This is a genomic window from Pseudomonas sp. YQ_6 (assembly GCF_043103245.1).
In the GTDB taxonomy this organism is placed as follows: domain Bacteria; phylum Pseudomonadota; class Gammaproteobacteria; order Pseudomonadales; family Pseudomonadaceae; genus Aquipseudomonas; species Aquipseudomonas alloputida.
In genome coordinates this window covers 20,059-46,065 of the sequence record NZ_JBICJR010000030.1, presented here as the reverse complement: position 1 = coordinate 46,065, position 26,007 = coordinate 20,059, and the positions used below count along the sequence as shown (strand labels likewise).

General features: G+C 61.4%; 29 protein-coding genes and 2 pseudogenes. 18 read left to right on the top strand and 13 right to left on the bottom strand.

Annotated elements, in window-relative coordinates:
- Positions 1–43 precede the first annotated feature (43 nt).
- Together ACF8FG_RS09745 and sthA are read left to right on the top strand one after the other, a co-directional pair.
- The gene (locus ACF8FG_RS09745; RefSeq protein WP_014591773.1) at positions 44–1,042 is read left to right on the top strand and encodes an FAD:protein FMN transferase; all 999 of its coding nucleotides are present in this window, start codon (positions 44–46) and stop codon (positions 1,040–1,042) included.
- Between the two features lie 204 nt (positions 1,043–1,246).
- A complete protein-coding gene (gene sthA, locus ACF8FG_RS09740) occupies positions 1,247–2,641 on the top strand; it encodes a Si-specific NAD(P)(+) transhydrogenase (RefSeq protein ID WP_003248797.1) in 1,395 nt (464 codons plus the stop codon).
- 48 nt (positions 2,642–2,689) lie between these two features.
- Here sthA and ACF8FG_RS09735 read toward each other — a convergent pair whose 3' ends face one another.
- Complete coding sequence (locus ACF8FG_RS09735) at positions 2,690–3,406, bottom strand: glycerophosphodiester phosphodiesterase family protein (protein WP_003248799.1); 717 nt, start codon at positions 3,404–3,406, stop codon at positions 2,690–2,692.
- A 31-nt stretch (positions 3,407–3,437) separates the two neighbouring features.
- Entirely contained in the window at positions 3,438–4,022 is a 585-nt protein-coding gene (locus ACF8FG_RS09730) for a PilZ domain-containing protein (protein ID WP_019436882.1), read from the bottom strand.
- A 93-nt stretch (positions 4,023–4,115) separates the two neighbouring features.
- Between ACF8FG_RS09730 and ACF8FG_RS09725 the strand changes: the two genes are divergently transcribed.
- Genes ACF8FG_RS09725 through ACF8FG_RS09715 form a run of 3 tightly spaced genes read left to right on the top strand, consistent with a single transcriptional unit; the run spans position 4,116 to position 7,359 of the window.
- On the top strand, positions 4,116–5,366 hold the full coding sequence (locus tag ACF8FG_RS09725; protein WP_010953141.1) for a lipoprotein-releasing ABC transporter permease subunit: 1,251 nt from the start codon (positions 4,116–4,118) through the stop codon (positions 5,364–5,366).
- A 7-nt stretch (positions 5,367–5,373) separates the two neighbouring features.
- Entirely contained in the window at positions 5,374–6,057 is a 684-nt protein-coding gene (gene lolD, locus ACF8FG_RS09720; protein WP_172830932.1) for a lipoprotein-releasing ABC transporter ATP-binding protein LolD, read from the top strand.
- Positions 6,058–6,117: 60 nt separating this feature from the next.
- A complete protein-coding gene (locus tag ACF8FG_RS09715) occupies positions 6,118–7,359 on the top strand; it encodes a lipoprotein-releasing ABC transporter permease subunit (protein WP_014591771.1) in 1,242 nt (413 codons plus the stop codon).
- Between the two features lie 39 nt (positions 7,360–7,398).
- On the opposite strand, the gene cinS is transcribed toward ACF8FG_RS09715, so the two are convergent.
- Both cinS and cinR read right to left on the bottom strand, forming a co-directional pair.
- On the bottom strand, positions 7,399–8,751 hold the full coding sequence (gene cinS, locus ACF8FG_RS09710; RefSeq protein WP_110159986.1) for a two-component system sensor histidine kinase CinS: 1,353 nt from the start codon (positions 8,749–8,751) through the stop codon (positions 7,399–7,401).
- Complete coding sequence (cinR, locus tag ACF8FG_RS09705) at positions 8,748–9,428, bottom strand: two-component system response regulator CinR (protein WP_014591769.1); 681 nt, start codon at positions 9,426–9,428, stop codon at positions 8,748–8,750. The genes cinS and cinR overlap by 4 nt, the downstream gene beginning before the upstream one ends.
- Positions 9,429–9,628: 200 nt before the next feature.
- Between cinR and ACF8FG_RS09700 the strand changes: the two genes are divergently transcribed.
- Positions 9,629–10,150, top strand: a complete 522-nt coding sequence (locus ACF8FG_RS09700) for a plastocyanin/azurin family copper-binding protein (protein ID WP_014591768.1) — start codon at positions 9,629–9,631, stop codon at positions 10,148–10,150.
- 68 nt (positions 10,151–10,218) lie between these two features.
- Entirely contained in the window at positions 10,219–11,049 is an 831-nt protein-coding gene (gene queF, locus ACF8FG_RS09695; protein ID WP_070384153.1) for an NADPH-dependent 7-cyano-7-deazaguanine reductase QueF, read from the top strand.
- Between the two features lie 34 nt (positions 11,050–11,083).
- Here queF and ACF8FG_RS09690 read toward each other — a convergent pair whose 3' ends face one another.
- A complete protein-coding gene (locus ACF8FG_RS09690) occupies positions 11,084–11,347 on the bottom strand; it encodes a DUF4404 family protein (protein ID WP_003248815.1) in 264 nt (87 codons plus the stop codon).
- A gap of 122 nt (positions 11,348–11,469) precedes the next feature.
- Entirely contained in the window at positions 11,470–12,033 is a 564-nt protein-coding gene (locus ACF8FG_RS09685) for a hypothetical protein (protein ID WP_014591766.1), read from the bottom strand.
- A 201-nt stretch (positions 12,034–12,234) separates the two neighbouring features.
- Here ACF8FG_RS09685 and ACF8FG_RS09680 point away from each other — a divergent pair, with 201 nt between their 5' ends.
- Positions 12,235–12,942: a VacJ family lipoprotein gene (locus tag ACF8FG_RS09680; protein WP_014591765.1), complete on the top strand. Its 708-nt coding sequence runs from the start codon at positions 12,235–12,237 to the stop codon at positions 12,940–12,942.
- 34 nt (positions 12,943–12,976) lie between these two features.
- On the opposite strand, the gene ACF8FG_RS09675 is transcribed toward ACF8FG_RS09680, so the two are convergent.
- Entirely contained in the window at positions 12,977–13,276 is a 300-nt protein-coding gene (locus tag ACF8FG_RS09675; RefSeq protein WP_003248821.1) for a PilZ domain-containing protein, read from the bottom strand.
- A 270-nt stretch (positions 13,277–13,546) separates the two neighbouring features.
- On the opposite strand from ACF8FG_RS09675, the gene rssB reads away from it, so the two are divergent.
- Positions 13,547–14,728, top strand: coding sequence for a two-component system response regulator RssB (rssB, locus tag ACF8FG_RS09670; RefSeq protein WP_010953151.1), 1,182 nt, complete (start codon positions 13,547–13,549; stop codon positions 14,726–14,728).
- A complete protein-coding gene (gene rssC / locus ACF8FG_RS09665; RefSeq protein WP_010953152.1) occupies positions 14,725–15,207 on the top strand; it encodes an anti-sigma factor antagonist RssC in 483 nt (160 codons plus the stop codon). Before rssB ends, rssC begins: the two co-directional genes overlap by 4 nt.
- Positions 15,208–15,325: 118 nt before the next feature.
- On the opposite strand, the gene ACF8FG_RS09660 is transcribed toward rssC, so the two are convergent.
- The 3 genes from ACF8FG_RS09660 to dusA all read right to left on the bottom strand — a co-directional run bounded on the left by ACF8FG_RS09660 (position 15,326) and on the right by dusA (position 19,452).
- Entirely contained in the window at positions 15,326–17,179 is a 1,854-nt protein-coding gene (locus ACF8FG_RS09660; protein WP_070384152.1) for an alkaline phosphatase D family protein, read from the bottom strand.
- 179 nt (positions 17,180–17,358) lie between these two features.
- A complete protein-coding gene (tal, locus tag ACF8FG_RS09655) occupies positions 17,359–18,285 on the bottom strand; it encodes a transaldolase (RefSeq protein WP_076403423.1) in 927 nt (308 codons plus the stop codon).
- Positions 18,286–18,441: 156 nt separating this feature from the next.
- A complete protein-coding gene (gene dusA / locus ACF8FG_RS09650) occupies positions 18,442–19,452 on the bottom strand; it encodes a tRNA dihydrouridine(20/20a) synthase DusA (protein WP_104887302.1) in 1,011 nt (336 codons plus the stop codon).
- 97 nt (positions 19,453–19,549) lie between these two features.
- On the opposite strand from dusA, the pseudogene ACF8FG_RS09645 reads away from it, so the two are divergent.
- Both ACF8FG_RS09645 and ACF8FG_RS09640 read left to right on the top strand, forming a co-directional pair.
- A pseudogene (locus ACF8FG_RS09645) lies at positions 19,550–19,690 on the top strand (site-specific integrase); the annotation flags it as partial.
- Between the two features lie 208 nt (positions 19,691–19,898).
- The gene (locus tag ACF8FG_RS09640; protein WP_014591761.1) at positions 19,899–20,207 is read left to right on the top strand and encodes a chorismate mutase; all 309 of its coding nucleotides are present in this window, start codon (positions 19,899–19,901) and stop codon (positions 20,205–20,207) included.
- Between the two features lie 45 nt (positions 20,208–20,252).
- Here ACF8FG_RS09640 and ACF8FG_RS09635 read toward each other — a convergent pair whose 3' ends face one another.
- Entirely contained in the window at positions 20,253–20,870 is a 618-nt protein-coding gene (locus tag ACF8FG_RS09635; RefSeq protein WP_080557811.1) for a LysE family translocator, read from the bottom strand.
- A 174-nt stretch (positions 20,871–21,044) separates the two neighbouring features.
- On the opposite strand from ACF8FG_RS09635, the pseudogene ACF8FG_RS09630 reads away from it, so the two are divergent.
- The 5 genes and pseudogenes from ACF8FG_RS09630 to ACF8FG_RS09610 form a co-directional block, all read left to right on the top strand.
- Positions 21,045–21,161, top strand: a pseudogene (locus ACF8FG_RS09630) (IS5/IS1182 family transposase); the annotation flags it as partial.
- A 186-nt stretch (positions 21,162–21,347) separates the two neighbouring features.
- A complete protein-coding gene (locus ACF8FG_RS09625) occupies positions 21,348–21,803 on the top strand; it encodes a hypothetical protein (protein ID WP_140400476.1) in 456 nt (151 codons plus the stop codon).
- A 437-nt stretch (positions 21,804–22,240) separates the two neighbouring features.
- Positions 22,241–22,804: a TetR/AcrR family transcriptional regulator gene (locus ACF8FG_RS09620; protein ID WP_014591759.1), complete on the top strand. Its 564-nt coding sequence runs from the start codon at positions 22,241–22,243 to the stop codon at positions 22,802–22,804.
- Entirely contained in the window at positions 22,801–23,172 is a 372-nt protein-coding gene (locus ACF8FG_RS09615; RefSeq protein WP_392518739.1) for a hypothetical protein, read from the top strand. Before ACF8FG_RS09620 ends, ACF8FG_RS09615 begins: the two co-directional genes overlap by 4 nt.
- Positions 23,106–23,735, top strand: coding sequence for a hypothetical protein (locus tag ACF8FG_RS09610; protein ID WP_392518737.1), 630 nt, complete (start codon positions 23,106–23,108; stop codon positions 23,733–23,735). Before ACF8FG_RS09615 ends, ACF8FG_RS09610 begins: the two co-directional genes overlap by 67 nt.
- Before the next feature lie 71 nt (positions 23,736–23,806).
- Here the strand turns inward: ACF8FG_RS09610 and ACF8FG_RS09605 are convergent, their stop codons facing one another.
- Positions 23,807–24,646 (bottom strand): AraC family transcriptional regulator, encoded by an 840-nt coding sequence (locus ACF8FG_RS09605; RefSeq protein WP_318078843.1) that lies wholly within the window; start codon positions 24,644–24,646, stop codon positions 23,807–23,809.
- 136 nt (positions 24,647–24,782) lie between these two features.
- Entirely contained in the window at positions 24,783–25,175 is a 393-nt protein-coding gene (locus ACF8FG_RS09600; protein ID WP_080590207.1) for a GFA family protein, read from the bottom strand.
- Between the two features lie 189 nt (positions 25,176–25,364).
- Between ACF8FG_RS09600 and ACF8FG_RS09595 the strand changes: the two genes are divergently transcribed.
- Positions 25,365–25,973, top strand: a complete 609-nt coding sequence (locus ACF8FG_RS09595; protein ID WP_392518734.1) for an alpha/beta fold hydrolase — start codon at positions 25,365–25,367, stop codon at positions 25,971–25,973.
- Positions 25,974–26,007 lie beyond the last annotated feature (34 nt).

Genomic DNA, 26,007 nt, shown 5'->3' with positions numbered 1-26,007 from the left:
TTACCCGCGAAGAGGCCAGCCCCGGCAACCGAGAAACCAAACCTTGCGCACAGCCCTACTGTTCATTCTGCTGCTACTCACCGCCTGCAACCAAGGCCCCACCCTGGAGCGCCTGGGTGGCCCGACCATGGGCAGCAGCTACAGCATCCAGTACGTCCGCGAGCCTGGTGGCCCGCTGCCGGCCCAGGTGCAGATGGCGGTGGAAACCATCCTGCACGACATCGATCACCACTACTCGACCTACCGCGGCGACTCCATCGTAAGCCAGTTCAACCGCTTACCTGCGGGCCAGTGCCTGGCCTTGCCGCCTGATATGCTCGAGTTGGTCAGCCTGGGCCAGCACCTTGCCGAGCAGAGCGATGGCGCTTTCGATCTCACGGTAGAGCCATTGCTCGACTTGTGGGGCTTCGGCCCTCAGGCCCGTCACGAGCAAGTGCCCGAACCACAGGCACTGGCCCAGGTGCGCCAGCGCGTGGGTTACCAGCACTTGCGCGTCAAAGGTCGAGCCCTGTGCAAGGATGCCCCGGTGCAGCTCGACTTCAACAGCATCGTCGCCGGCCATGCTGTCGACTTGATCGCTGCGCGCCTGCAGGCCATGGGTATCAGCAGTTTTGTCGCCGAGGCCACTGGCGAGCTGAAGGCGGTTGGCCGCAAGCCTGACGGCAGCCCTTGGCGTATTGCCCTGGAACTGCCCCGCGAAGACCGTCAGATCGCCCGCCAGATCATCCCGGTCAATAGCCTTTCAGTATCAACCTCGGGTGACTATCGGCACTATTTCGAGCAGAATGGCCGGCGCTATTCGCACACCTTCGATGCCCGCCTCGGGCGCCCGGTCGAACATGACCTGGCTGCCGTTACGGTGCTGGACGCCTCAGCACTGCTGGCCGATGGCTATTCGACGCTGCTGCTCATCCTGGGCCCACAGCGAGGCTGGGATTTTGCCGTGGCGCATGATCTGGCTGCGGTTTTGGTGACTCGAGCAGAGGGAGGCTTCGTCTCCCGAGCTACGCCCGCGTTCGAACGGGCAGTGAAAGGCCAGTGAAAGCACAAGCAGGGATGATTGCCGCCAGGGAATGGGTGAAGCATATGTAGTGCGGGCAAAATTGGCCTACGACGCGACCAAGGGTTAATGTGCGCGGCGTTCAGGGTTGATTAGACTGCACCCGAATTTTCTCATGGCGCCCCGGCGGCATGATCGTGCCCCGCGAGCGACCGTGGCTTGCGGGCCAGTTCTGAAGGAGTACGCATGGCTGTCTACAACTACGACGTAGTGGTGCTGGGTTCCGGCCCGGCCGGTGAAGGCGCGGCAATGAACGCCGCCAAAGCAGGGCGCAAGGTAGCGATGGTCGATGACCGTCGCCAGGTCGGTGGCAACTGCACCCACTTGGGTACCATTCCGTCCAAGGCACTGCGTCACTCGGTGCGGCAGATCATGCAGTTCAACACCAACCCGATGTTTCGTGCCATCGGCGAGCCGCGCTGGTTCTCGTTCCCGGACGTGCTGAAAAGCGCCGAGAAGGTCATCGCCAAGCAGGTGGCATCGCGCACCGGCTACTATGCCCGTAATCGCGTCGACGTGTTCTTCGGCACTGGCAGCTTTGCCGACGAGCAAACCGTGGAAGTGGTGTGCCCGAACGGCGTGGTCGAGAAGCTCAACGCCAAGCACATCATCATCGCGACCGGCTCGCGCCCCTACCGCCCGGCCGACATCGACTTCCACCACCCGCGCGTGTACGACAGCGACACCATCCTCAGCCTCAGCCATACCCCGCGCAAGCTGATCGTGTACGGTGCCGGCGTGATCGGTTGCGAGTACGCTTCGATCTTCAGTGGCCTGGGCGTATTGGTCGAGCTGGTCGACAACCGTGGCCAGCTGCTGAGCTTCCTCGACTCGGAAATTTCCCAAGCGCTGAGCTACCACTTCAGCAACAACAACATCACCGTGCGCCACAACGAAGAGTATGAGCGCGTCGAAGGCCTGGACAACGGGGTGATCCTGCACCTCAAGTCGGGCAAGAAGATCAAGGCTGACGCCTTGCTGTGGTGCAACGGCCGTACCGGCAATACTGACAAGCTGGGCTTGGAAAACATCGGCATCAAGGTGAACAGCCGCGGCCAGATCGAGGTCGACGAGGCCTACCGTACCACCGTGCCGAACATCTACGGTGCCGGCGACGTGATCGGCTGGCCAAGCCTGGCCAGTGCCGCTCATGACCAGGGCCGGTCGGCCGCTGGCAGCATTGTCGATAACGGCAGCTGGCGCTTCGTCAACGACGTGCCGACGGGTATCTACACCATTCCCGAGATCAGCTCGATCGGCAAGAACGAGCAGGAGCTGACCCAGGCCAAGGTGCCGTACGAAGTGGGCAAGGCCTTCTTCAAGAGCATGGCGCGTGCGCAGATCGCCGGCGAGCCGCAGGGCATGCTGAAGATCCTGTTCCACCGCGAAACCCTGGAAATCCTCGGCGTGCATTGCTTCGGCTACCAGGCTTCGGAAATCGTCCACATTGGCCAGGCGATCATGAACCAGCCGGGTGAGCAGAACAACCTGAAGTACTTCGTCAACACCACATTCAACTACCCGACCATGGCCGAAGCCTATCGGGTAGCTGCCTATGACGGCCTGAACCGGCTTTTTTGAGCGGCTCCGACCGGTGGCCTGAGCCGGTCGGAGAGACCGATTTCAACCCTACCCGAGGGTGGTCTTGGCCAAACCGGGAAAGTCTGTAATCAGGCTGTCCACACCAAAGTCAGCAAGCCGGCGCATCAGTGCCGGCTCGTTGACCGTCCATACCGACACATGCAAACCCTGGCCCTGTGCTTTGAGCAGGCGCTCGGGGGTGCACAGCGTCCAGTTCAATGCCAGCAGTTCGCAGCCGTAGTTCTGTGCCACCTTCAGCGGGTCGAGCCAGGCGTATTCGGCCACAAGCCCACGCTTCACGTCTGGCACCAGTTCCAGGGCGGCGCCCAGTACTTCGCGTGAACTTGAGGTGATGGTCACCTTGTCCAGCAGGCCATATTGCTGGGCCAGTTCACGGATCGCCAGGACGGTGGTGGCCGCGCGGGTGCGCGAGGCGCTTTTCACCTCCAGTTGCCAGTGCTCGAACGGGCATTTTTCGAACAGCTCTTCCAGTTTCGGGATCGGGCAGGGCTGCACATGGCCCGGGCCGCCTTTGCGGGCATCGATCTTGACCAGTTCGGCGGCCGGGTGCTCGACCACTTTGCCGCGCCGGCCCGTGGTGCGCTTGAGGGTGGGGTCGTGGATGACCATCAGTTCGTTGTCGGATGACAAGTGCAGGTCCAGCTCGCAGCGGGTCACGCCATGGGACAGGCATTGCTGAAAGCTCTTCAGGGTGTTCTCGGGTGCTTCGCCCTTGGCGCCGCGATGGCCGTAGATCAGGGTCACGTTCGTTCCTTCAAATCAGGGAGAAATTGGCTCAGGAGGCGGAGTCGTTCAGTTCCAGCTGCTGGCGCCGTTGCTGTTGCTGGCGCTGCAGGATGTAACGGGCCAGCAGTTGCCGTTGGGCGTCGGTCATGTCGATGAACTCGGTGCCGACCTCGAAGCCGCCCTCAGGGCGAGGGTCGCAATGGGTGACCTTGCCGCGCAGCAGCAGGCCATGGGCGCGCGGCATCAGCACCATTTTTACTTTCACTCGGGTACCGGGGGCAATCTGTGTGGCTTGGGCGAATTCGATGCCGCCTTCGGAGATGACCACCGGCAGCGGCTCGCCGACCTCGCCAAGCAGGGTTTGCCCAACCACCGCGCTGAGCAAGTCGAGGCGCTTGTTCTGTGCCCGCAGGAACGCGGCGAGCGTACGGTCCTTGTCGCTTAGCTGGCGCAACAGGTGTTGCGACTCGAAGTCGGCCAGGTGCAGCTCGCTGAGCAGGTTGAATAGCGGCGAATCATCTTGCAACACATCTGGGTCAAGGGCTTCGGCCGCGCTAAGGGGGCTTATTTGAAGTGCGATCCGATCTTCGATGCGGTAGTATTCGCGGCGATCTTCTTCGTCTAATGTCGTCATGGCGAACCCAAGGTAGCGGCGGTGGTCCGAGTGTAAAGCCGCCGTAGGCGCCTCGCCACAAGGACGTTCCCTTTCATCCGAACAAGCCCCGACATGTTCAGACCTCTTTTCGCATTCATCGGCACGCGTTATACCCGTGCCAAACGTCGCAATCACTTCGTCTCGTTCATTTCCCTGACCTCGATGATCGGCCTCGCCCTGGGCGTGGTGGTAATGATCGTGGTGCTGTCGGTGATGAACGGTTTCGACCACGAGATGCGCACCCGCGTGTTGGGGATGATTCCCCATGCCACGCTGGAGAGCGGCCAGCCCATTGCCGACTGGCAGGCCCTTGCCCAACAAGTAAAGCAGAATCCGCAGGTGGTAGCGGTTGCGCCGTTCACCCAGATGCAGGGCCTGCTGACCCATGATGGCAAGGTGCAGAAGGTGCTGCTCAATGGCATTGACCCCGCTCGCGAGCGCGAGGTGTCGATCATCGACAACTTCGTCTTGCAAGGCCGCCTGGACCAGTTGGCGCCGGGCGAGTGGGGCATCATGATCGGCGACAAGGCGGCGGCCAAGCTGGGCGTTGCCATCGGCGACAAGCTCACCTTTGTCGCCCCCGAGGTCAGCGTGACCCCCGCCGGCATGTTCCCGCGCATGAAGCGCTTCACTGTGGTTGGCACCTTCCACGTTGGCGCGGGCGAGATCGACGGCTACCTGGGCCTGACCAACATCAGTGACCTGTCCCGCCTGCACCGCTGGAAGCCCGACCAGGTCCAGGGCCTGCGCCTGAAGTTCGACGACCTGTTCCAGGCGCCGCGCGTAGCCTGGAGCATCGCCCAGCAGCTGGGCGACCAGGAATTCTATAGCCGTGACTGGACCCGTACCCACGGCAACCTGTACCAGGCGATCCGTATGGAAAAGGCCATGATCGGCCTGCTGTTGCTGCTGATCGTGGCGGTAGCGGCGTTCAACATCATTTCCACCCTGGTGATGGTGGTCAACGACAAGCGCGGTGACATCGCCATCCTGCGCACTCTGGGCGCCACGCCCGGGCAGATCATGCTCATCTTCATGGTCCAGGGCACGGTGATCGGGGTGATCGGTACCCTGATCGGCGCCGTGGTCGGGATCTTCGCGGCACTGAACGTGAGCGCGGCGATCGCCGGCATCGAGACACTGATCGGCCACAAGTTCCTCAACGCCGACGTGTACTTCATCGATTACCTGCCGTCGCAGATCCTGGCCCAGGACGTGTACATGGTCTGTGGAGCGGCACTGGTCCTGAGTTTCTTCGCCACCCTGTATCCGGCCTGGCGTGCGGCCCGCACCCAGCCTGCAGAGGCGCTACGTTATGAGTGAGTCGCGCATGAGTGATAAAGCCGTTCTGAGTTGCCGCAACCTGGGCAAGTCCTACGACGAGGGCCCGGAGTCGGTGCAGGTGCTGTCCGGGCTCAACCTGGAACTGCGGGCCGGTGAGCGGGTGGCCATCGTTGGCAGTTCCGGCTCGGGCAAGAGTACCTTGCTCAACCTGCTGGGCGGCCTCGACCGGCCGACCCAGGGCAGCGTGTGGCTGGCAGGCGAAGAGCTGTCGGCACTGGGCGAGCGTGCCCGTGGCCTGCTACGCAACCGCGAGTTGGGCTTCGTCTACCAGTTCCACCACCTGCTGCCGGAATTCACCGCTATCGAGAACGTGTGCATGCCGCTGCTGATCGGCCGGACGCCCATCCCCGAGGCCCGGGAGCGTGCCGAGGCGCTGCTCAAGCGGGTAGGCCTGGGCCACCGCTTGAACCACAAGCCGGCCGAGCTTTCCGGCGGCGAGCGCCAGCGTGTGGCGATTGCCCGGGCGCTGGTCAACCGCCCCGGCCTGGTGATGCTCGACGAGCCGACCGGTAACCTCGACCACCATACCGCCCAAGGCATCCAGGAGCTGATGCAGGAGCTGTCCAGCGCTTCGCGCACGGCATTCCTGGTGGTCACCCACGACCTCAACCTGGCGCGGCAGATGGACCGTGTGCTGAAGCTCGACGATGGCCACCTGGTGGCCATCTGATCGACTGCCGGGGTGGCAGGTGCTGCCCCGTTTTCCTGTTTCCATTGGGTGATTTCGTACATGTTCAGACCCTTGCCCATCTTTATCGGCGCGCGCTACACCCGAGCCAAGCGTCGCAACCACTTCATCTCGTTCATTTCGATGACTTCGATGATCGGCCTGTCGCTGGGCGTGCTGGCAATGATCGTGGTGCTGTCGGTGATGAATGGCTTCCAGCGCGAAATGAGCTCGCGCATTCTCGGCCTGGTGCCGCATGCCGCCATCCTCGGCGTGCAGCCGCTGGACGATTGGCACAAGGTGGCCGACGCAGCCATGAAAAATCCGGCGGTGATGGCTGCGGCGCCGATTACCGAGATGGAAGGCATGCTGTCGTACAAGGGCGCCATGCAGCCGATCCAGGTGGGTGGTATCGACCCGGCCGAGGAGGGCAAGGTTTCCATCGTTGGCCAACACATCGTCCAGGGCCGCCTGCAGGGCTTGCAGCCAGGTGAGTTTGGCGTGGTCATCGGTGAACTGACCGCACGCCGCTTTCGCCTGAACACCGGCGACAAGCTGACCTTGATCGTGCCGGAAATCAGCAAGGAACCGGGTGGCATCACCCCGCGCATGCAGCGCCTCACCGTGGTTGGCATCTTCAAGGTCGGCGCCGAACTGGATGGGTCGCAGGCCTATATCCATGTTGCTGATGCAGCCGAGATGCAACGCTGGGCGCCAGGCCAGGTGCAAGGTGTGCGGCTTAAGCTGCACGACCTGTATGCCGCTCCGCAGGTGTCCAAGGCGATTGCTGCCGGGCTTGGTGACGCCTACCGGGCCGATGACTGGTCGCATACCCAGGGCAGCCTGTTCAGCGCCATGAAGATGGAAAAGACCATGATCGGCCTGTTGCTGATGATGATCATCGCGGTCGCGGCGTTCAATATCATCGCCACCCTGGTAATGGTGGTGAACGACAAGGGCCCGGACATTGCCATCCTGCGTACCTTGGGCGCCACACCGGCGCAGATCATGGGCACTTTCATGGTCCAGGGCAGCCTGATCGGCATTGTCGGCACACTGATTGGTGGCGTACTGGGCGTGATTGCGGCGTTCAATGTCAGCCAGATCGTCGGCTGGCTGGAGCGGGTGAGCGGGCAGCACATCTTTACGTCGGATGTGTACTTCGTCAGCAGCTTGCCGTCGCAGTTGCAGTGGGGGGATGTGGCGATCATCTGCACCGCCGGCCTGGTGATGAGTTTCCTGGCGACCATTTACCCGGCCTACCGGGCATCGCAGGTGCAGCCGGCGATTGGCCTGGCGGTTTGATGTTTGCCTGAGATCCTGGGGGCGTAAAGCGCCCCTGGGTTACCGATCTTGAGTGAACTCGATCAAGAATCGGGTCCACCCATCCTCGCATTCTGCCCGTATACGTCCGCCATGGGCCTGCACGATCGACCGGGTAATCGCCAGGCCCAGCCCCGCATGCTCGCTGCTGCCTTCCCGTCGAGCCGGGTCCACCCGGTAGAAGCGGTCGAAAAGTCGCGGTAACGCGGCCGGGTCGATAGCCAGCCCGGTATTGGCCACGTTGATCGTCGGCCCCGGCCCCAGGGTTACCTTGATCTGTCCGCCTGCCGGGGTAAAGCGCATGGCGTTGTCCAGCAGGTTGGACAGTGCCCGGCGCAGCATATGTCGGTCACCGTGCACTACGGCTTCACCCTCGCGCAGCATCTGCACGTCGCTGTCTTCTGCCAGGGGCGCGTAGTACTCCAGCAGCGCATCCACCTCGTCATGCAGCGCCAAAGGCGCGTCCCCCGGTACCAGCAGGCCGTGGTCGGCCTTGGCCAGAAACAGCATGTCGTTGATCATCTGCGCCATCCATTGCAGTTCTTCCAGGTTGCCATGCAGCGCCTCTCGGTATTCTTCGAGGCTGCGTGGGCGGGTGAGGGTGACCTGGGTGTGCGTCAGCAGGTTGGACAGCGGCGTACGCAACTCGTGGGCGATATCGGCAGAGAACGCTGAGAGGCGCTGGAAGGCATCGTCCAGGCGCTGCAGCATCGCGTTCATGCTGCTGGCCAGCTCGGCCAGCTCTTCGGGCATCTGCGCCACCGGCAAACGGGTGGTGAGCGAACGCGCTGACACGCTGGCGGCTACCTGGCCCATCTGCCGCAATGGGCGCAGGCCGCTGCGGGCGGCCCAGGCACCCAGTAGTGCGGTGGTTAGCGCCGACAGGCCGACAGTCAGCCAGATCAGCCGTTGCATGCCCTGCAGGAAGTGCTGGTGGTGGGTGATGTCGAGGTACAGGGTCAGTCGCGGCGACTGCATGGTGCCCTGTTTCAGGGGGACGGACAGACTACGGTAGTCGATGCCTGGCGCATGCAGGGTGGCCAGCCCGGTGGCCAGCGCTGCTTGCGGCAGCCCGCTGCGGCTTTCGAACCAGGTGGCGCCATTGCTGGCACTGATGCGCAGGGCCAGGTCGGCCTGGTGACTCAGTTCATCGCGCAGGGCAGGCAGGCGGGCCTGGAGCTCATCAGCCGTGCTGACACCAGCCAGTTGCGTGCGAAACAATGACAGGCGCGAGTCCAGCAGTTGTTGGTCAAGTTCGACGAAGTGCTGCTCGCTGGCCCGGCTGAACAGCAGGCCGGCGCCCAGCGAGACGGTGGCGGTGCAGGCGGCGAACAGCAGGGCCAGGCGGCTGCCGAGGGAAACCCGGCGCATCACTCGTTGCGCTCTTCGAGTACGTAACCCATGCCGCGTACGGTGTGGATCAGCTTGTTGGGGTGCGGGTCGTCGATCTTCAGGCGCAGGCGGCGGATGGCCACTTCGATCACATTGGTGTCGCTATCGAAGTTCATGTCCCACACCTGCGAGGCGATCAGCGATTTTGGCAGCACCTCACCCTGGCGGCGCAGCAGCAGCTCAAGGAGTGAGAATTCCTTGGCGGTCAGGTCGATGCGCAGCCCGGCGCGCTCGGCGCGGCGGCGGATCAGGTCCAGGCGCAGGTCGGCCAGGCTCAGGATCGTGTCCTGGCTCGGGCTGGTGCCACGGCGCAGCAGGCTGCGTACCCGGGCCAGCAGTTCGGAAAAGGCGAACGGCTTGACCAGGTAGTCGTCGGCGCCCAGTTCCAGGCCATGCACGCGATCCTCGACGGCGTCGCGGGCGGTCAGGAACAGCACTGGCGTATCCAGGCCAGCCTGGCGCACGGCCTGAAGAATCTGCCAGCCGTCGCGGCCAGGCAGCATCACGTCGAGGATCAGCAGGTCGTGGTCGCCGGTCAGGGCCAGGAACTGGCCGGTCTCGCCATCGGTAGCCAACTCGGTGGCAAAGCCGGCCTCGCTCAGGCCTTGGCTCAGGTACTGGCCGGTGCGGGCCTGGTCTTCGACGATCAGCAGTTTCATGCACTGTCCATATTCTGAAAGATTGTGCGTAGCCTATGGCGTCGCTTTACCGCTAGCACAGAGGTAATGGGGTGGGTGAAATGATACGTGACGATGTGCCCGCTCGCCCAAGCTGACGAAGTTGTAATGTGCCTGTCAGGTAGCTGCCAGTCGCCCGCGGCTAATGTGGCTTCATCCTGCTGTGTATTTCCGGAGTCATCATGAAACACCTGTTCATTGCCGCCACACTTGCCCTGGGCAGCCTGCCGGCTTTCGCTGGCCAGGCCCAGACCTTTGGTGAGCCTGCCCCGGCGGCCAAGGCCACCCGTACGGTCAACGTGGTGCTCAAGGACATCGCCTTCGAGCCCAAAAGCCTGCAGGTAAAAGCCGGTGAGACGGTGCGCTTCGTACTGGTCAACGAGGGCAAGCTGCCGCACGAATTCAACCTGGGCGACAAGGCCATGCATGCCGAACACCAGAAGGAAATGGTTGCCATGCAAGGCAAGATGTTCACCGAGGCCATGAACCACGAAGGTATGGATCACGGCAAGATCATGAGCCACGGCCAAATGATGGACCACGGTGACGGCCATGGTCACGGGGGTGGCAACACTGTGATGGTTATGCCCGGCCAGCGCGCCGAGCTGACCTGGACCTTCCGCCAATCGGCACCCATCGAGTTTGCCTGCAACGTGCCGGGTCATTACCAGGCGGGTATGGTCGGGACATTGACCATTGAGTGACTGGCCCTGCAAGGCGGGGTGCAAAACCGGTAGACTAGGGGCATTTTCGAACCTCTAGGTCAGTTTCCATGCATCCCGCTGCCGAACATTCCCCGCTGGGCAAGTCCAGCGAATACATCGCCACCTACTCCCCGGAGCAATTGTTCCCGATCCCGCGTACTGCCAAGTGGGCCGAGCTGGGCGTCACTGCACAGACCTTGCCCTGGCAGGGGGTGGATTACTGGAACTGCTTCGAGCTGAGCTGGCTGCTGCCTTCGGGCAAGCCGGTGGTTGCGATCGGCGAATTCGCCATCCCGGCTGATTCGCCAAACATCATCGAGTCCAAGTCATTCAAGCTGTACCTCAACTCGCTGAACCAGACGGTGTTCACCTCGCTGGGCGCGTTGCAGGCATGCCTGGAAAAAGACCTTACCGCCGCTGCCGGCAAGCCAGTGGGGGTGAAGGTGCGCACTTTGGCCGAGGTTGAAGCCCAGGGTGTGGTGGCGTTGCCGGGGCAGTGCATCGATGCACTGGATGTGGCCATCAGCAATTACGAGCAGCCGCAGCCAGAGCTGTTGCGCTGCGACCCGGCGCGGGTGGTGGAAGAAACCCTGCATAGCCATCTGCTGAAGTCCAACTGCCCGGTCACTGGCCAGCCGGATTGGGGCAGCGTAGTGGTCGAGTACAAGGGCAGGGCGCTGGACCACGCCAGCCTGCTGACCTATCTGATCAGCTTCCGCCAGCATGCAGACTTCCATGAGCAGTGTGTGGAACGGATTTACCTGGACCTGAAGAAACTGCTGCAGCCGGAGCACCTGACGGTCTATGCGCGCTATGTGCGCCGGGGTGGGCTGGACATCAACCCGTATCGCAGCACCGGGGCGATCAGCCCGGACAACAAGCGCCTGGTTCGGCAGTAATTACAGGGGGGGCCGCTTAGCGGCCCCCGCTATTTCAGATCCCCATGCTGTGCAGCGAGTTGGCAATGCTGCGCAGGGTGGCTGTGAGGTCGGGGTGGTCGGCCTCGAAGCGTTCGATCGCCAGGTTTACGCCGTCCACCAGGTTGTTGTCTGGCGTGGCTTCCTCAAGTTTCAGTTGCGCCTCGATCTGGCGCGCCTCTTCGTGCAGGGCGGCCAGCTCTTCTTCCGAAAGCGGTACGTTGCGGTCCAGTTGCTCGCGCAAGCTGTTCAGGCGCTCTTGCAATTCGCGGGCAGGCATTGGCTATTCTCCATCAATGGCTTGGCAAGCCATGGACCTCGGCGACGTGGCAAAGGTTCTGGCCTGTCTTCAGGGTAATCTACCTGCTGGCGATTTGCATGATCCGCGTCAAGGCTGCTGTATCAGGGTTTTTCACCCTTGCGCCGGCGCTGGGCGATGTCCACCAGGCAGGTGTCCAGCGCTTCCAGATGGTCGATCACCGAGTGCACGCCCAGGCTGAATAGCGCCAGCGTCGCCTTGCTACGCGCCAGATCCTGCTCTTGCGGGCTCATGGCTTGCCATTGCGCAGAAGTGCGGTCGCATAACGGGCTGCAGGCGGCCAGGCCTACCGTCCACAAGCCGGCGTTAAGGCCAGACTGCAGTAGGCGCGGGTCGCCGCTGACCAATACGCAGCCATCCAGGCGCTCGCTGTCCAGCGCCATCAGTGCCTGCCAGCAAGCGTTCGGCGCTGGCCAGTGCACGCCATTGACCGCATGCCCTGGAAGCCAGTCGGGCAGCACATGGGCCAGGCGCTCGCTTTGTGCGGTATTGAGGTCATCCAGCCAGATGCACGGCACTTGGCGCTGACGCAGGCTGGCAAGGGTGGCGAGGGCGCCGGGGGCGGGTGATGGCGCGCCATGGGTGGCCTGCACCAGGCAGCCGCGCAAGCCGAACAGTACAGCGGTGAAGGCGGGCGCAGTGTCCATGGCAACTTCCCTCAAATGGTTCGAAGGCTATGCGTTGATTGTTACCGTCCTGTGACATCGGTCGCCGAGCAACAGTTGTTCACAAAATATGGAGCAAAAATGTGTAAGGCTGTTTATCAGCCCGCAAGTCTCTATACTGCCGCCTTAACAGCAGCGCGACCTGTTGCGCTTGCGGCCGAGAAATTCGATGGAGAAACATCTATGCGTAGGATCGGTGCCAGTGTGATCGAACGAGTCACCCAGGCCTGTGTCTGTGCCAGCATGCTGCTGGCGCCCGTGGCAGCCACCCAGGCGGCCACCGAGGAAGATCCCTGGGAAGCGGTCAACCGCCCGATCTTCCGCTTCAACGATACCCTCGACACCTATGCCCTCAAACCCTTGGCCAAGGGCTACCAAGCGGTCACTCCACAGTTCCTCGAAGATGGCATCCACAACATCTTTCGCAACCTGGGGGACGTGACCAACCTGGCCAACAACGTGTTGCAGCTCAAGCCGCATGCGGCGGGCGTTGATACGGCGCGGTTGATCGTCAACACCACCTTCGGCCTGGGTGGCTTCTTCGATGTGGGTACCAAGATGGGCCTGCAGCGCAACGACGAGGACTTTGGCCAGACCCTGGGCTACTGGGGTGTGCCGAGCGGGCCGTATGTGGTCATCCCGCTGCTGGGCCCAAGCACTGTGCGTGATGGTGTGGCCAGGTACCCGGACACCTACACCAAACCTTATCGCTACATCGACCACGTGCCTACGCGCAATTCGATCTTCGCGCTGGACCTGATCGACACCCGTGCCAGCCTGCTCTCGGCCGAAAAGCTGATTCAGGGTGACAAGTACATCTTCATTCGCAACGCCTACCTGCAAAACCGCGAGTTCAAGGTGAAGGATGGCGAGGTCGAAGACGACTTCTGATCTGTGAACCTGGGGCCGCAAAGCGGCCTCAGGATCAATGCATGGCCAGGATCCGCAGCCCGAACTTCTGCTGCCCGCCCGGCTGGTCGGCAATCCATACCACTTCGGTGCTGGCATGCAGCCCCTTCAGCGCCGGATGGTCGGAATCGATCCGTACCTCGATCAGATCACCCACCAGAAAGCGCTGCGGCGCCTGCACCTGCATGCCACCGCTGGACAGGTCCAGGCACACCGCCGCAATCACCTGGCCTTCGTGCAAAAGGCTGACCTCGGTGTCGATGCGCATGCGAATGAAGTCGCGTTTCTCGCTATGGCTGGAGGGCGTGTGGGGCATGCTGCATCCTTCCCGTCGGGTTGCGCTGGTCAACTTTCTTATAACTCCCGGTGATTTGCCCTGTAAAGAGCGGCGAGGTCGACCCCAGCATGCTTGAAACCCCTGCCGGATGGGAGTACCGTCTGCGCCTTACAAGGTACCTCTGACAGTTGCCGGGCAGGTGTTCTTGTCCTACAACTCAAGTAGAGTGTGACCATAAAGAATTCCCGTAGCTGGCCGTCTGCCTTGCCGACACCGCTGCACCAACCTAAATCGGCGCCGTTCGCCCACATGCAGAAAACCAGTGCAACGCTGCTGATCATCGATGACGACGACGTGGTCCGTGCCAGCCTCGCCGCCTATCTTGAAGACAGTGGTTTCAGCGTCCTCCAGGCCGGTAATGGCCAGCAGGGGCTTCAGGTCTTCGAAGAACACCAGCCCGACCTCGTGATCTGCGATCTGCGCATGCCGCAGATGGGCGGCCTCGAACTGATCCGTCAAGTCAGCGAGCGCGCGCCGCAGTTGCCGGTGATCGTGGTGTCCGGTGCCGGCGTCATGAGTGATGCGGTGGAAGCGTTGCGCCTGGGCGCCGCCGACTACCTCATCAAGCCGCTGGAAGACCTGGCCGTACTCGAGCATTCGGTGCGCCGCGCCCTCGACCGCTCGCGCCTTGTGCTGGAAAACCAGCGCTACCGCGACAAGCTCGAAGCCGCCAACCGCGAACTGGAGGCCAGCCTGCACCTGTTGCAGGAGGACCAGACCGCCGGTCGCCAGGTGCAGATGAACATGTTGCCGGAAAGCCCCTGGGTGGCCGGCGAGTTCGCCTTCGAGCACCAGATCATCCCGTCGTTGTACCTTTCGGGTGATTTTGTCGATTATTTCCGCGTGGACGAGCGGCGCATTGCTTTCTACCTCGCCGATGTATCCGGGCATGGGGCGTCGTCGGCCTTTGTCACCGTGCTGTTGAAATTCATGACCACGCGCCTCATGTTCGAGCTCAAGCGCAGCAGAATGCGTGAGTTCAAGCCGTCTGAAGTGCTCAGCCACATCAACCGCGGCCTGATCAACAGCAAGCTGGGCAAGCACGTCACCATGGTCGGCGGGGTAATCGACGAAGAGTCCGGCCTGCTGACCTACGCTGTCGGCGGCCATTTGCCGTTGCCGGTACTGTACACCCCCGAGCATTGCCGCTACCTGGAAGGCCGCGGCCTGCCGGTGGGGTTGTTCGATGAGGCCACCTACCAGGACCTGGTGGTGGAACTGCCCCCGCAGTTCAGCCTCAGCCTGATGTCCGATGGCATTCTGGACCTTTTGCCGGGTGATACGCTCAAAGATAAAGAAGCCGCCTTGCCGGAGATCGTCAAGGCAGCAGGTGGCAGTCTGGATGGGCTGCGTCAACGATTTGGATTGGCTACGCTTGGGGAGATGCCGGATGATATCGCCCTATTGGTGTTGAGCAGGAACCTTCAATGAGTACCGGTAGAATTCAGTTCGCCGAGCAGAGCGGTACCTTCGTACTGAAATTCGTTGGTGAAGTGCGCCTGACCCTGTGTTCGGCGCTGGATGCGACGATCGAGAAGATTTTCACTGCGCTGAACTTCTCGGCGATTGTCATCGACCTGACTGAAACCGAGAGTATCGACAGCACCACGCTGGGCCTGCTGGCGAAGCTGTCGATCCTGTCACGGCAGAAGGTGGGCCTGCTGCCGACGGTGGTGACTACCAATCCGGACATTTCACGGTTATTGCAGTCGATGGGCTTCGATCAGGTGTTCAACATCGTCGATCGGCCGATACCCTGCACCGATTGCCTGACCGACTTGCCGTCGCAGGACCAGAATGAAGATGTGGTGCGCTCCAAGGTGCTGGAGGCGCACAAGATCCTCATGGGCCTGAATGACTCCAACCGCGAAGCCTTCCATGATCTGGTCAATGCGCTGGAGCGGAGCTGATTTATAGCCTGTGCGGGCCTCTTCGCGGGTAAACCCGCTCCTACACAGGGATCTTAACCCTCCGTAGGCGCGGGTTTACCCACGAAGAGGCCGGCACAGGCTGTAAAAATTCTGAATCTCACTGCTCCCGGTTTTTAAACTCTGTAGCCTCACCCCCGCCCGCATCCAGCTGATACACCCGCGCTGGCCGCCCCTGTTCATCAAAAAACACCTGTCCCAGCCCGGCACCATTCCACAACCGTTCCCCCGCCTTGCTATGGTTCGGCGTGCGCGGCACCACTTCCATCTCCCGCCGCTTGGTAAACCAGTTCAGTGGTGAACGCGGCGCATACAGCCAGCGGTTGAGCCGGTCGAGCACATCCAGCAAACGGCGGGGGAACTCGTTCTTGATTCCGCTGCTGGTCACCTGCCACAAGTGCGGGCTGCGCTGGCGGTGGCGAATCAGCACCTCATACACGAACGAGTAATGCACATCCCCCGACAGCACCACGTAGTGCCCCGGCGTGCGCGAGTGGCGGAAGATATTGAGGATGACCTGCGCTGCACCGCGGTGGGCCATCCAGTTCTCGGCATCCACCAGCAGCGGGTAGCCCAGCCAGCTGAACACCTTCTGCACCGTCTCGATCAGCTTCACCCCGAAAATCGGCGCAGGCGACACGATGACCGCCGAGGGGTGATCGAGCAGTGCTTGCTGCAATTCACTCAGCGCTTCCCAGTCCAGCAGGCCGGACGGCTTGGCCAGGTTACTTTCGCTGCGCCAGCGCCGCGTACGGGTGTCCAGTACCAGCAGCGGTGGTTCTGTAGGCAGGCTGAACTGCCAACCCTGGAAGCGCAGCAGCTCGCCGATCAGCTCATCCTGGTTCTGGCGGGTCAGCACCTGGCACTGCTTGATCAGCGGATTGCAATCGTCCGGGTTGTTGCCCCAGGCCTGGCAGAGCAGGTAGCCGAGCAAGGCGTTGCCAATGATCCTTCGCGAGAATGGGTGGCCGTAGGCAGTTTCCTCCCACTGCGCCGAGAGGTTCCAGTCGTCGGTGATGTCGTGGTCGTCGAAGATCATCAGGCAGGGTAGGTGGGCCATCACTCGCGCCACCTGACCGAGATTGTCGGCAAACCCCTGGATCAGCGGCAGCTCTTGCCGGTATCGGGCTTGATGCTCGTCGCTGAGCCCGCTGGGGATGCCCAGGTCCACCAGTTGCCAGGGCAGCGGCGACCACACCAACAGGTACATGGCCATGACTTCGGCGAACGTCACCAGGTGGTTGTCGGCGTTGCTGGACGAGAAGATCGGCTTGCGCTTGCCGCCGAAGAAACGCTCGCGCAGGGTGTCGTTGCGCTCCAGCGCCGGCAGCAGGTCGGCACGGTGGTAGTAGCTGGCCGGGTGCTGGTACAGCGCCTGGCTGTCGGCTACCACCGCACCCTCCAGTTGCTCGTCGAACAAGCCCAGGCGCGAGATCAGGCTATGGATGGCGCGCAGCATGGGGCCAGCGACATCGTCGGCGTAAACCTGGTCGCCCGTCATCACTAGCACGGCGGGGCGGTCTTCGGGCTTCTTGCACCCCTGCAGCAGCCGGTCGGCGCACAGCAGGCCGTCGGCAGCAGGGTGGTGCGGCTTGCGGCAGGAGCCGTGCAGCAAATGGTCGAGGCGCTCACGCAGCACCAGGCTCGGGCGTGGGTTGCCGGGGTAGAGCAGGTGTGGGGCCCAGTCGGCGATACCCTGGCCGTTGATCAGCAGGTCGTAGTCGAGCAGCTGGTTGCAGGGCAGGGGGCTGGCGAATTGGATGTCCAGCAGGTGAACGTAGGCATGCCGGCCAATAGGCACCACTTGGCAATCGACTTGGGCCTCGCTTGCCAGGCAGACGAACTCGGGCTGCAGTGGTTGGGTAGTGACCAGCCAGACGGCCAGACGCTGGGGTTCCAGGCGGCGCAGTACCGGGCCGGCGAGAACGAGGGGCAACGGGTTAGGGGAGGTCATCGACAGCTCGGGTGGCTATGGCGGCCTGTTCGCGGGCAAGCCCGCCCTTACATCGATCGGTGTAGGAGCGGGCTTGCCCGCGAACAGGCCCGAGAATTCAATACACAACTAAGGCGTGGCAAACAAAACGGGCGGAAAATACTGAACACTTCCCGCCCGTCAGGCAAACCCGAACTGTATCAGGCCTTTTCAGCCATCAACTTCTCCAGCTTTTCCTGGTCCCGCGCAAATTGGCGAATACCTTCGGCCAGTTTCTCGGTGCCCATGGCGTCTTCGTTCATCGCCCAACGGAACTGGCTTTCGTTCAGGTGCTGCTTGGCTTCACCGGCGTTGCCCGGTTTCAGCACCTGCGGCAACTCACCCTGATCATCACTCAGCTGCTGCAGCAGCTCGGGGCTGATGGTCAGGCGGTCACAGCCGGCCAGTTGTTCGATCTGGCCGATATTGCGGAAGCTGGCGCCCATGACCACGGTGTTGTAACCATTGGCCTTGTAGTAGTTGTAGATGCGCGTGACCGACTGCACGCCTGGGTCCTCGGCGCCCACGTATTCCTGACCGGTGCTCTTCTTGTACCAGTCGTAGATGCGGCCCACGAACGGCGAAATCAAAAACACCCCGGCATCGGCGCAAGCCTGGGCCTGGGCGAAGGAGAACAGCAGGGTCAGGTTGGTCTGGATGCCTTCCTTCTCCAGCTTTTCGGCGGCGCGAATGCCTTCCCAGGTGGAGGCCAGCTTGATCAGCACACGCTCTTTTGCCACTCCGGCCGCCTCGTACAGGGTGATCAGCTGACGGGCCTTGTTCAGCAGGGCTGGCTCATCGAACGACAGGCGTGCATCCACCTCGGTGGAGATGCGCCCCGGGATGACCTTGAGAATGCCCGAGCCTACCGCCACCGCAAACTTGTCGCAGGCCAGGTCGACATCACCCTTGGCGTCGGCCTTCACCTGTTTCAGCAGGTCGGCGTAGCCCGGGATGGCAGCAGCCTTGAGCAGCAGCGACGGGTTGGTGGTGGCATCGACCGGCTTCAGGCGGGTGATGGCGTCCAGGTCCCCGGTGTCGGCGACCACGGTGGTGAACTGCTTGAGTTGTTCCAGCTTGGAGGTCATGGGCGTGCTCTGTCCTGTGCATTTACTCGACATTACCCGAGCCCCGGCAGCCGCTCAAGGGCCGCCGAAACCCTGCGGACCCGCTGGCCCGCACAGGGCTGTACGAAAGGTGAAGATTCGAGTCGCAAGCAAGCCCGAGGTTCCCTCCCTCTGAGGTTACCGCCCCTGCAACAACTCCACGGCCTGGTCAAACACTGCCAAGGGTTCGGCCGCCTTGTGAATGTCTGCCGACAGCAGCTGACGGAAGCGCCGCGCCCCTTTGAATCCTTGGGCCAGCCCCAGAATATGCCGGGTAACGTGGTGCATCGCGCCGCCACTTTCCATATGCGCCACGATGTAAGGCCGCAGTTGCGCCAATGCCTCGCTACGGCTGACCACCGGCGCATCGCTGCCAAACAGCTGCTGGTCCACCTCGGCCAGCAGATAAGGGTTGTGATACGCCTCGCGCCCCAGCATCACGCCATCGAAGGTTTCAAGGTGTGCCTGGCATTCGTCCAGGGTCTTGATCCCGCCGTTGAGCACGATCTCCAGGTCCGGGAAGTCTCTTTTCAACTGCGCTGCGATGTCATAGCGCAGCGGCGGAATCTCGCGGTTCTCTTTCGGCGACAGCCCTTCCAGAATCGCGATGCGTGCATGCACGGTAAAACTCCGGCAGCCGGCCTCACGCACCTGGCCGACGAAGTCGCTCAGTTCGGCGTAGCTGTCACGGCCGTTGATACCAATGCGGTGCTTCACCGTGACAGGCGTCGATACGGCATCACGCATGGCCTTCACGCAGTCGGCCACCAGCGCCGGGTGAGCCATCAGGCACGCGCCGATCATGTTGTTCTGCACCCGGTCGCTCGGGCAGCCAACGTTGAGGTTGACCTCATCGTAGCCCGCTTCTTCAGCCAGCCGCGCACAAGCGGCCAGGTCGGCCGGCACACTGCCACCCAGTTGCAGGGCCAGCGGGTGCTCAGAAGCATCGTGGCGCAGGAAACGGTGAGCGTCGTTGTGCAGCAGGGCGCCGGTGGTGACCATTTCGGTGTAGAGCAGGGTTTGCCTGGAGAGCAGGCGCAGGAAGAACCTGCAATGCCTGTCGGTCCAGTCCATCATGGGTGCAACGCTGAAGCGGCGTGACGGCTCAGGGCGCGTGGTTTGTGGCTTTGAAGCGTTTTCTAGGAGCATTCTGGGCTACGCAGTTATGTACCATTTTCTGGGGGCGTGTTGGGTTTGACAGTGGTGCGGGCTGCCGCCGCCAATCACACTCGTACCACCGGAAATCATGGCAACGATCAGAGCAAGGAAAAAGGCCGATTCGACGGTTAGCTATACCGTCCAGGTCCGCCTCAAGAAAAAGGGTGTCCTAGTCTACCAAGAGTCCCAGACATTCGCCCGCAAGCAGGCTGCTCAAGCCGGGGCGAAAGATGGTTGGCGTGGAAGATCTGCATTATCACGATCTGCGCCACGCAGCGTGAGCTGGTTATTCGAAATGGATTGGGATTTCCCTGCGGCGTTACACCCCCTCTGAGGAGCGTGAAGCGAACCTAGCATAGAAGCTACACTGCACGCCCCGATCACCCACGACAGCCTGCTCCAATCCATCGCAGGCTCATGAAAAGGAAGTCAAGCAAATGGATGTACCTTGCACCTCTCTGGACGAAGTCCGTCAACGGATCGATGAAATCGACCGCAGCCTCGTTTCGCTTCTCGCCAAACGTGGAAAACTCGTGACGCAAGCAGCGGGCTTCAAGAAAACCACCGATGATGTGCGTGCGCCTGCCCGGGTCGAGCAAGTGATCAGGAAGGTTCGTGAGATGGCTGACGAAACCGGTGCCTCAGCTGAGGTGGTGGAGCAGGTCTATCGGGCGATGATATCGGCCTTTATCGCTGAGGAGCTGAACACCCATGCGAAGTTGGCCGACGAGGCTTCAGCATCGTGATGAAACGCGGGGCTCATACGCAGCCCCGCCGCTTTATCCTGCTTGCTATCTCTGGCTCAACGCCGCAATCGAGACGCCGGAGGCAACGAAGGTGAGGCCTGCGCCCACGTTCAGCCCATTCACCAGCCGGGGCCGCCGGTACAGGTAGCGAGACAGTCCCGTGGCGAAAATGCCCATCAAGGCAAACCCCAATGCCGTGAGTGCAGCGAACCACACGCCGTAAACCATCATCTGCACACTGACCGACCCGCGTGCGGGGTCGACGAACTGGGGAATGAACGCCAGCACGAACAAACCTGGCTTGGGGTTGAGCGCAGCCGAAAGCAGACCGGTCAGAAAAATGCTGGGCAGAGATTGCCTGGACGCCGGCTGAAAGCTTATCAGGCTACGAGCGCGCAGAACCTTGATCCCTAGCCAGAGCAGATAGCCGGCACCAATGAGCTTGATCACCCAAAATGCGAGCACCGAGGTTTGCATCAGTAGGGTCAAGCCTAACGAAGCAGCTGCAACGTGAAACAGAATGCCTGCGCCTGACGCCATGCCGGATACAGCCGCTGCGACTTTACCCTGGCTGAGACCGCGGCCAATGGCCAACAAGTTGTCAGGGCCCGGTGCCAGCACCAACAGTACGCAGGCGGCGGTATAGGCGAACCACACGTTCATGGGAAACACGGCTCTCTCCTTAAGCCTGATGAAGCATCCATCCTGACGGTGGGAGACGCCAATAGCAAGGCGGAACCTCAAGGGCTGTTAGCACTGGCGGGCTCGGCCCTGCTTGGTTGGCTGAGGATTCTCCGAACACGTCAGGACGGGGCAGGCTACCTGTGCTGACACAGTCGTCCGCTCAAGCGCCAGTTCGGTTATGTGAAGCCTCGCTTTCGTGGCTTGGCCAAGAACACTGCACAGCGGACCACGTTATTTGCGCCGTCGAACCTGTGGATGGGGCGCCGGTAGTTATTGAACTCTGCGCTATCGGTCGAAAAAATGGGCCTGGCGCGGTCGAGATGTTGCTCATTACGCGCTCGGGAAAACGTGATCGGCGTTTACCTGGCAGTCTGTCGGCATGCGAGAACTTTGGTGTCTGTGTCAGGTCCAACCCGCACTTAGCCACCCACTCGCGCCTCCGGAGCCGAACAAAAAATGAAAAAACCTTTGGTTGCTGTCTTTGCTTGTGCATTGGCACTTGGGATGACGGCATTCTTGCCTGCCGATATCTCCCCTATCAGTTCCGCCTATGCCAAGGGCGGCGGTGGTGGCGGCGGCGGTGGTGGCGGTGGTCATGGCGGTGGCGGCGGACATGGCGGTGGAAACGGCGCCGGACATGGCGGTGGCATGGGAGGGCATAGTGGAAGCGGGAAGGGCCTTGGAAGTGATCACGCTGGAAAGGCGACACGCGATCATGGGGTAAGCGGCAATCATTACGGAAGCTCGCGCAACAGCGACAACGGTCATGGCACCACCACCTCGGGTGTCGCTCACTCCAAGGACACTCGCGGTTTGGCCAAGTCCACGGCCATCTCTCGAACGACGCCAGGCGATCATAATTCGAAAGGCCTCAGCAACGCTGTCGGGTCTTCTTCAAAAAATGATCGATGATTTGACCGCATCCATGCAGTACCGGCTTTAGCGTGCACGAAAGCTCAGCGTAGGCCCGGCTAAATGAACGGGTCACCCCCACACCCTGCGAGGGCTGAGCTTTCGCAGGGTGTTTTGTTTTGGAGGCCATCATCACGAGCGAGTCAGCACGGGGCGGGATCGATCTCGGTAACCACAGTTGCCACCTGCATGGCCAAGACACGTTGGGCCAAGCGGTGTATCGCAAGAAGGTAGACAGCACGATCAGCCACACAGCCCAGATTCGCATCCCAAGTGCAGGGGCGCTTAGCTGGCGTAGCAAGCTTCTGATTGGCCAGGCCTGCATTTTGCTGCTGCGCTCTGTGTCGTAGCGGCCATGCTTCAGGTCGCATCTGGATGCAGCCTTAATCTTACCGGTCAGTATAGTCAGCTCCGTCCCTTTGCCGGAGTGCCTTGAATTGGACAATACCCGTGAGCGTTTGATTGATGCCGCGCTGAAGCTGTTTCTGTCGCAAGGTTTATATGTGACGGGGGTAACGGCCATTGCCGCGATGGCGGGTGTTACCAAGATGACGCTCTACAGCCATTTCCCCTCCAAGGATGCGCTGATAGTGGCTTGCCTTGAGGAGCGTGACCGACGCTGGCGTGAAGAGGTAGCGCGCACCCTGGCCAGGCATCCTGAGCCGGTCAGTGGCATGCTTGCTTTTTTCGATTTGTATGAACGCTTTCTTTTAAAAGATAGCGAGCGCGGGTGCCTGTTCGTTAACAGTGCGGCTGAATTCCCCCAGTTTAGCCACCCCGTGCATTTGGCAGTGAGCAGGCATAAGCAAGGGATACGCGAAAACCTTGCTGCCTTGGCCATAAGCGCCGGTATAAACGACCCCGACGCAGTTGCCCAAGGGTTGTTTATCTTGTTGGAAGGCAGTTTTGTCAGCGGCGCGATGGGCCAGGACATGCGGGTATTCGACACTGCCCGACAGATAGCTCATTGCTGGATCCAGAGGCAGGAGCAGGGCGTATGACCCTGGGCTTGTTAGCGGCCATTGCCGCCACCTTTTCCTGGTCACTGCTCTACATCTTTCCGGGGCTGGTCGGTGACTACAGCCTTTTTGACCTGGCGGTGGTGAGCTATGCCTTTGCCGGGTTAGGTAGCCTGCTGGTGCTATTCGTTTACCGTAGCCAAGTGCGGCAATTGCGACTGATTGACTGGGCCTGTGCCGCACTGCTGGGCTTCTTGGGATACATTGGCTACTTCTTCCTGATCACCACTGCGGTCTTGGCAGCCGGGCCGGTGATCCCTCCGGCAACCTGCGCAGTGCCAGCGTGCCCTGGCGCGCCATTGTCGGGCCACTGCTGGTGGCGGCCCTGGGCATCAGCCTGGTCAATCTGAGCGTGTTTGATGCTAGCCGTGCGGCGGTAGTGCTCCCGACCGCGTCGTTACTGCTTGGGTTGCTTGCATCGTTGTTGGCAATCGCATTCTGGACCGGTTTTGGTCTGTTGAATGAAAGTGCTTTGGCTCGACGCCCAAGCATGTCTCCCATGTTGTGGTCAGCCATGTTGATCTTCATGTGCAGCGTCGAAATGCTGGCGTTCATCCCGGTTGGGCTGTACTTGAAACTGTCTCATTTCGCTAGCCATCCGAGCGGATTGGCAGGTACTCAGGCGCTGATCGTCTGTGGGCTGATTCAGGGGTTAGGGGCCACCCTTGCAGGTGCCTGGGCATGGTCAATCGCAACGCGGCGTCTTCCGCTGGCGCTGAGCGGGCAATTGATCGCCAGCGGGACCATTTATGCAACTACGATGGGCCTGCTCATCAACCAACGCTGGCCGTCTCCTATGGAAGCGCTTGGAACAGCCTTGTTGTTCGTAGGGGTGGTGTGGGCCATTCACGCCTTTTATCGCAAGCAAACACGCCTCCAGACGCATGGCGAGGCATCCAGGGTACGTATCTGAGCCCCGGCTCGGTTGCCCGGCCATGCCTCTGGGCCGGCCAAGTTGGCTACGCCCGCTGTGCATGGCTCAGCCTATTTCAGCGGCACGTAGATGTCCGTCTGCCATTGCTCCAGTGGCGTTTCCGGATAGACGCTCAGGTAATGAAAGAACAACGGATGATCACGCAGTTCTTCGTTGCTCGATGGCAGCCAGTCACGATAAAGCGGGTAGATGGTTTCGCCAATATAGTCAGGCGAGCCGGTATGTCGAATCACGGCACAACGCCCTACCGGTATAACCCGTTCATGCACGCCGAAATCGTTGGGGTGCACTGCCTCGTCTATCTCGCCGCACACGGCAAAGCGAAAGGCGTGGGCCGGGGTGGTGTCGGGGTTGTCGTAGGGGATACCGAAGGTACGGCTGCTGGCCACAGGCGACTGGCCGCTTTGCATGCGCCATTGGCGAAAACGCGCGACGCTTTCGCTGACCAGGCCGGGCGGCCCTTGGTGTTCGAGCGCGGCCACGCGGGTTTCGGCGAAATTCACGATACGGATCTGCATGGTGATACTCCTGGATCGGTGAGGAACATTGAATACCGCACTCCAGGCCTGCCAGTTCGGCGCCTTGGCGAACGTGCTCGGCGCCATGCCGAAGGCGCGCTTGAACGCTCTGGCAAAGGCTTCGGGGCTTTCGAAACCGGCGCCGAATGCGGCCTCCAGTATGGGCGTCGCGGGCGAGGCGACCAGTTGATGCGCTGCGCGTCGAAGCCTCATCAGTTGCACATACCGTGAAACCGGAACGCCCATGTAGGCCGTGAACTGCCGATGGAAGTGAAACACCGAGAAGTTAGCGATGCGGCTCAAGGCATTCACCGACAGGTCACCTTCGAGGTGGCTGTCGATGTAGGCAAGCACGGTTTCGAACCGTTTCATGTAGCTAGGGTTGTGCTGTGAGTCAGTCAACGAACGGAATCTCTGGAAGGTGCGGTAAGCGCTAGCATCCGTTGTTCAGGCACCGGGGTGCCTAGCCGTGATTGCTCTATCGGGTGGCTTGATGTGCTGCCAAGAGTTATGAGTCAGGGTTACAGGGTGAGTACCAAGGGGCAGCAGCGTCGACGTGAACATGTTTCTGCTTCCTGGGCAGGAACGGAGTATCAAGCGTTCCCAGCGCTATCGAAATCCAGTCGGCAAACTCACCTTGGGCGCGTGACCAGAACAAGGTCGAGCCGCACTCCGTGCAGAACTCGCGCGTAACCGTCGGTGATGAAGAAAAGGCCTTGATGCTGGTAGCGCCGCGCAATATTCGCAGCATGCTGCGCGGAATACTGCCGTACGAAGCGAATGCGGCGCCGTGACTTTTGCGGCACTGGCTGCAGTGGCAGTGGGTCACTGCCTTGGGTGGGGTGAGTAGCAGGTAAGAGACTGCTGCACACAAGCAGCTTCCTTGGTATGCCTCTGTCATTGGCGCTTCCGTGCAGGTGGGAAAGCGCCAGCGTAAACGCCTTGGTTCGATCAGTCGACTGGCCTGCGATCACGGGCGAGCAAAGCTGTTCAGCCCGATCCAGAGGCGCTAACGGCCCTGAGCGGACATCATTTGCGAATAGTGCTGAATGGCCGTAAGTTTCTTTATCCCTGACTCAAGGACCGAGCCATGACTAATACCCCCGAAAAGATACTGTTTCTTCCCGGCGCCTCCGGCAACACACAATTCTGGTGCCCGGTCGCCGAAGCCCTCGAAACGTCAATTGCCGTGCAACACATGGGCTGGCCTGGATTTGGCAGTACACCAGCCAAGCCGAACATCACCGGTTTGAAGCATCTCGCCGAGATGGCGATCGCAGAAATCGACAGGCCCACGGCCTTGGTGGCGCAATCAATGGGCGGGGTTGTCGCAGTGCTTATCGCACTTGAGCGCCCCGACTTGGTCACTCACTTGGTTCTAGCCGCCACCTCGGGCGGCTTGAACCTCCCTGCTTTGGGTGCTACGGACTGGCGCGAGGCGTTCGAAGCAGATTACCCAACCCTGCCACGCTGGTTCCTGGATGATCGCACCGACCTGTCCAGCCAATTGCACGAACTGCAACTCCCGGTACTGCTGCTTTGGGGCGCAGAGGATGCGATCAGTCCGATCACGGTTGGTCAGCGGCTAGTGCAATTGATACCCGATGCCACGCTGGAGGTGTTCCCCGAGGCCGGCCATGATCTCGGCCATACGCATGCCAAGGCTGTCGCGCGACTGATCGACAAGCACCTTGGCTGAAGGCAGCGTTGGTGAAGGGCTGGTTGTTCCCGTC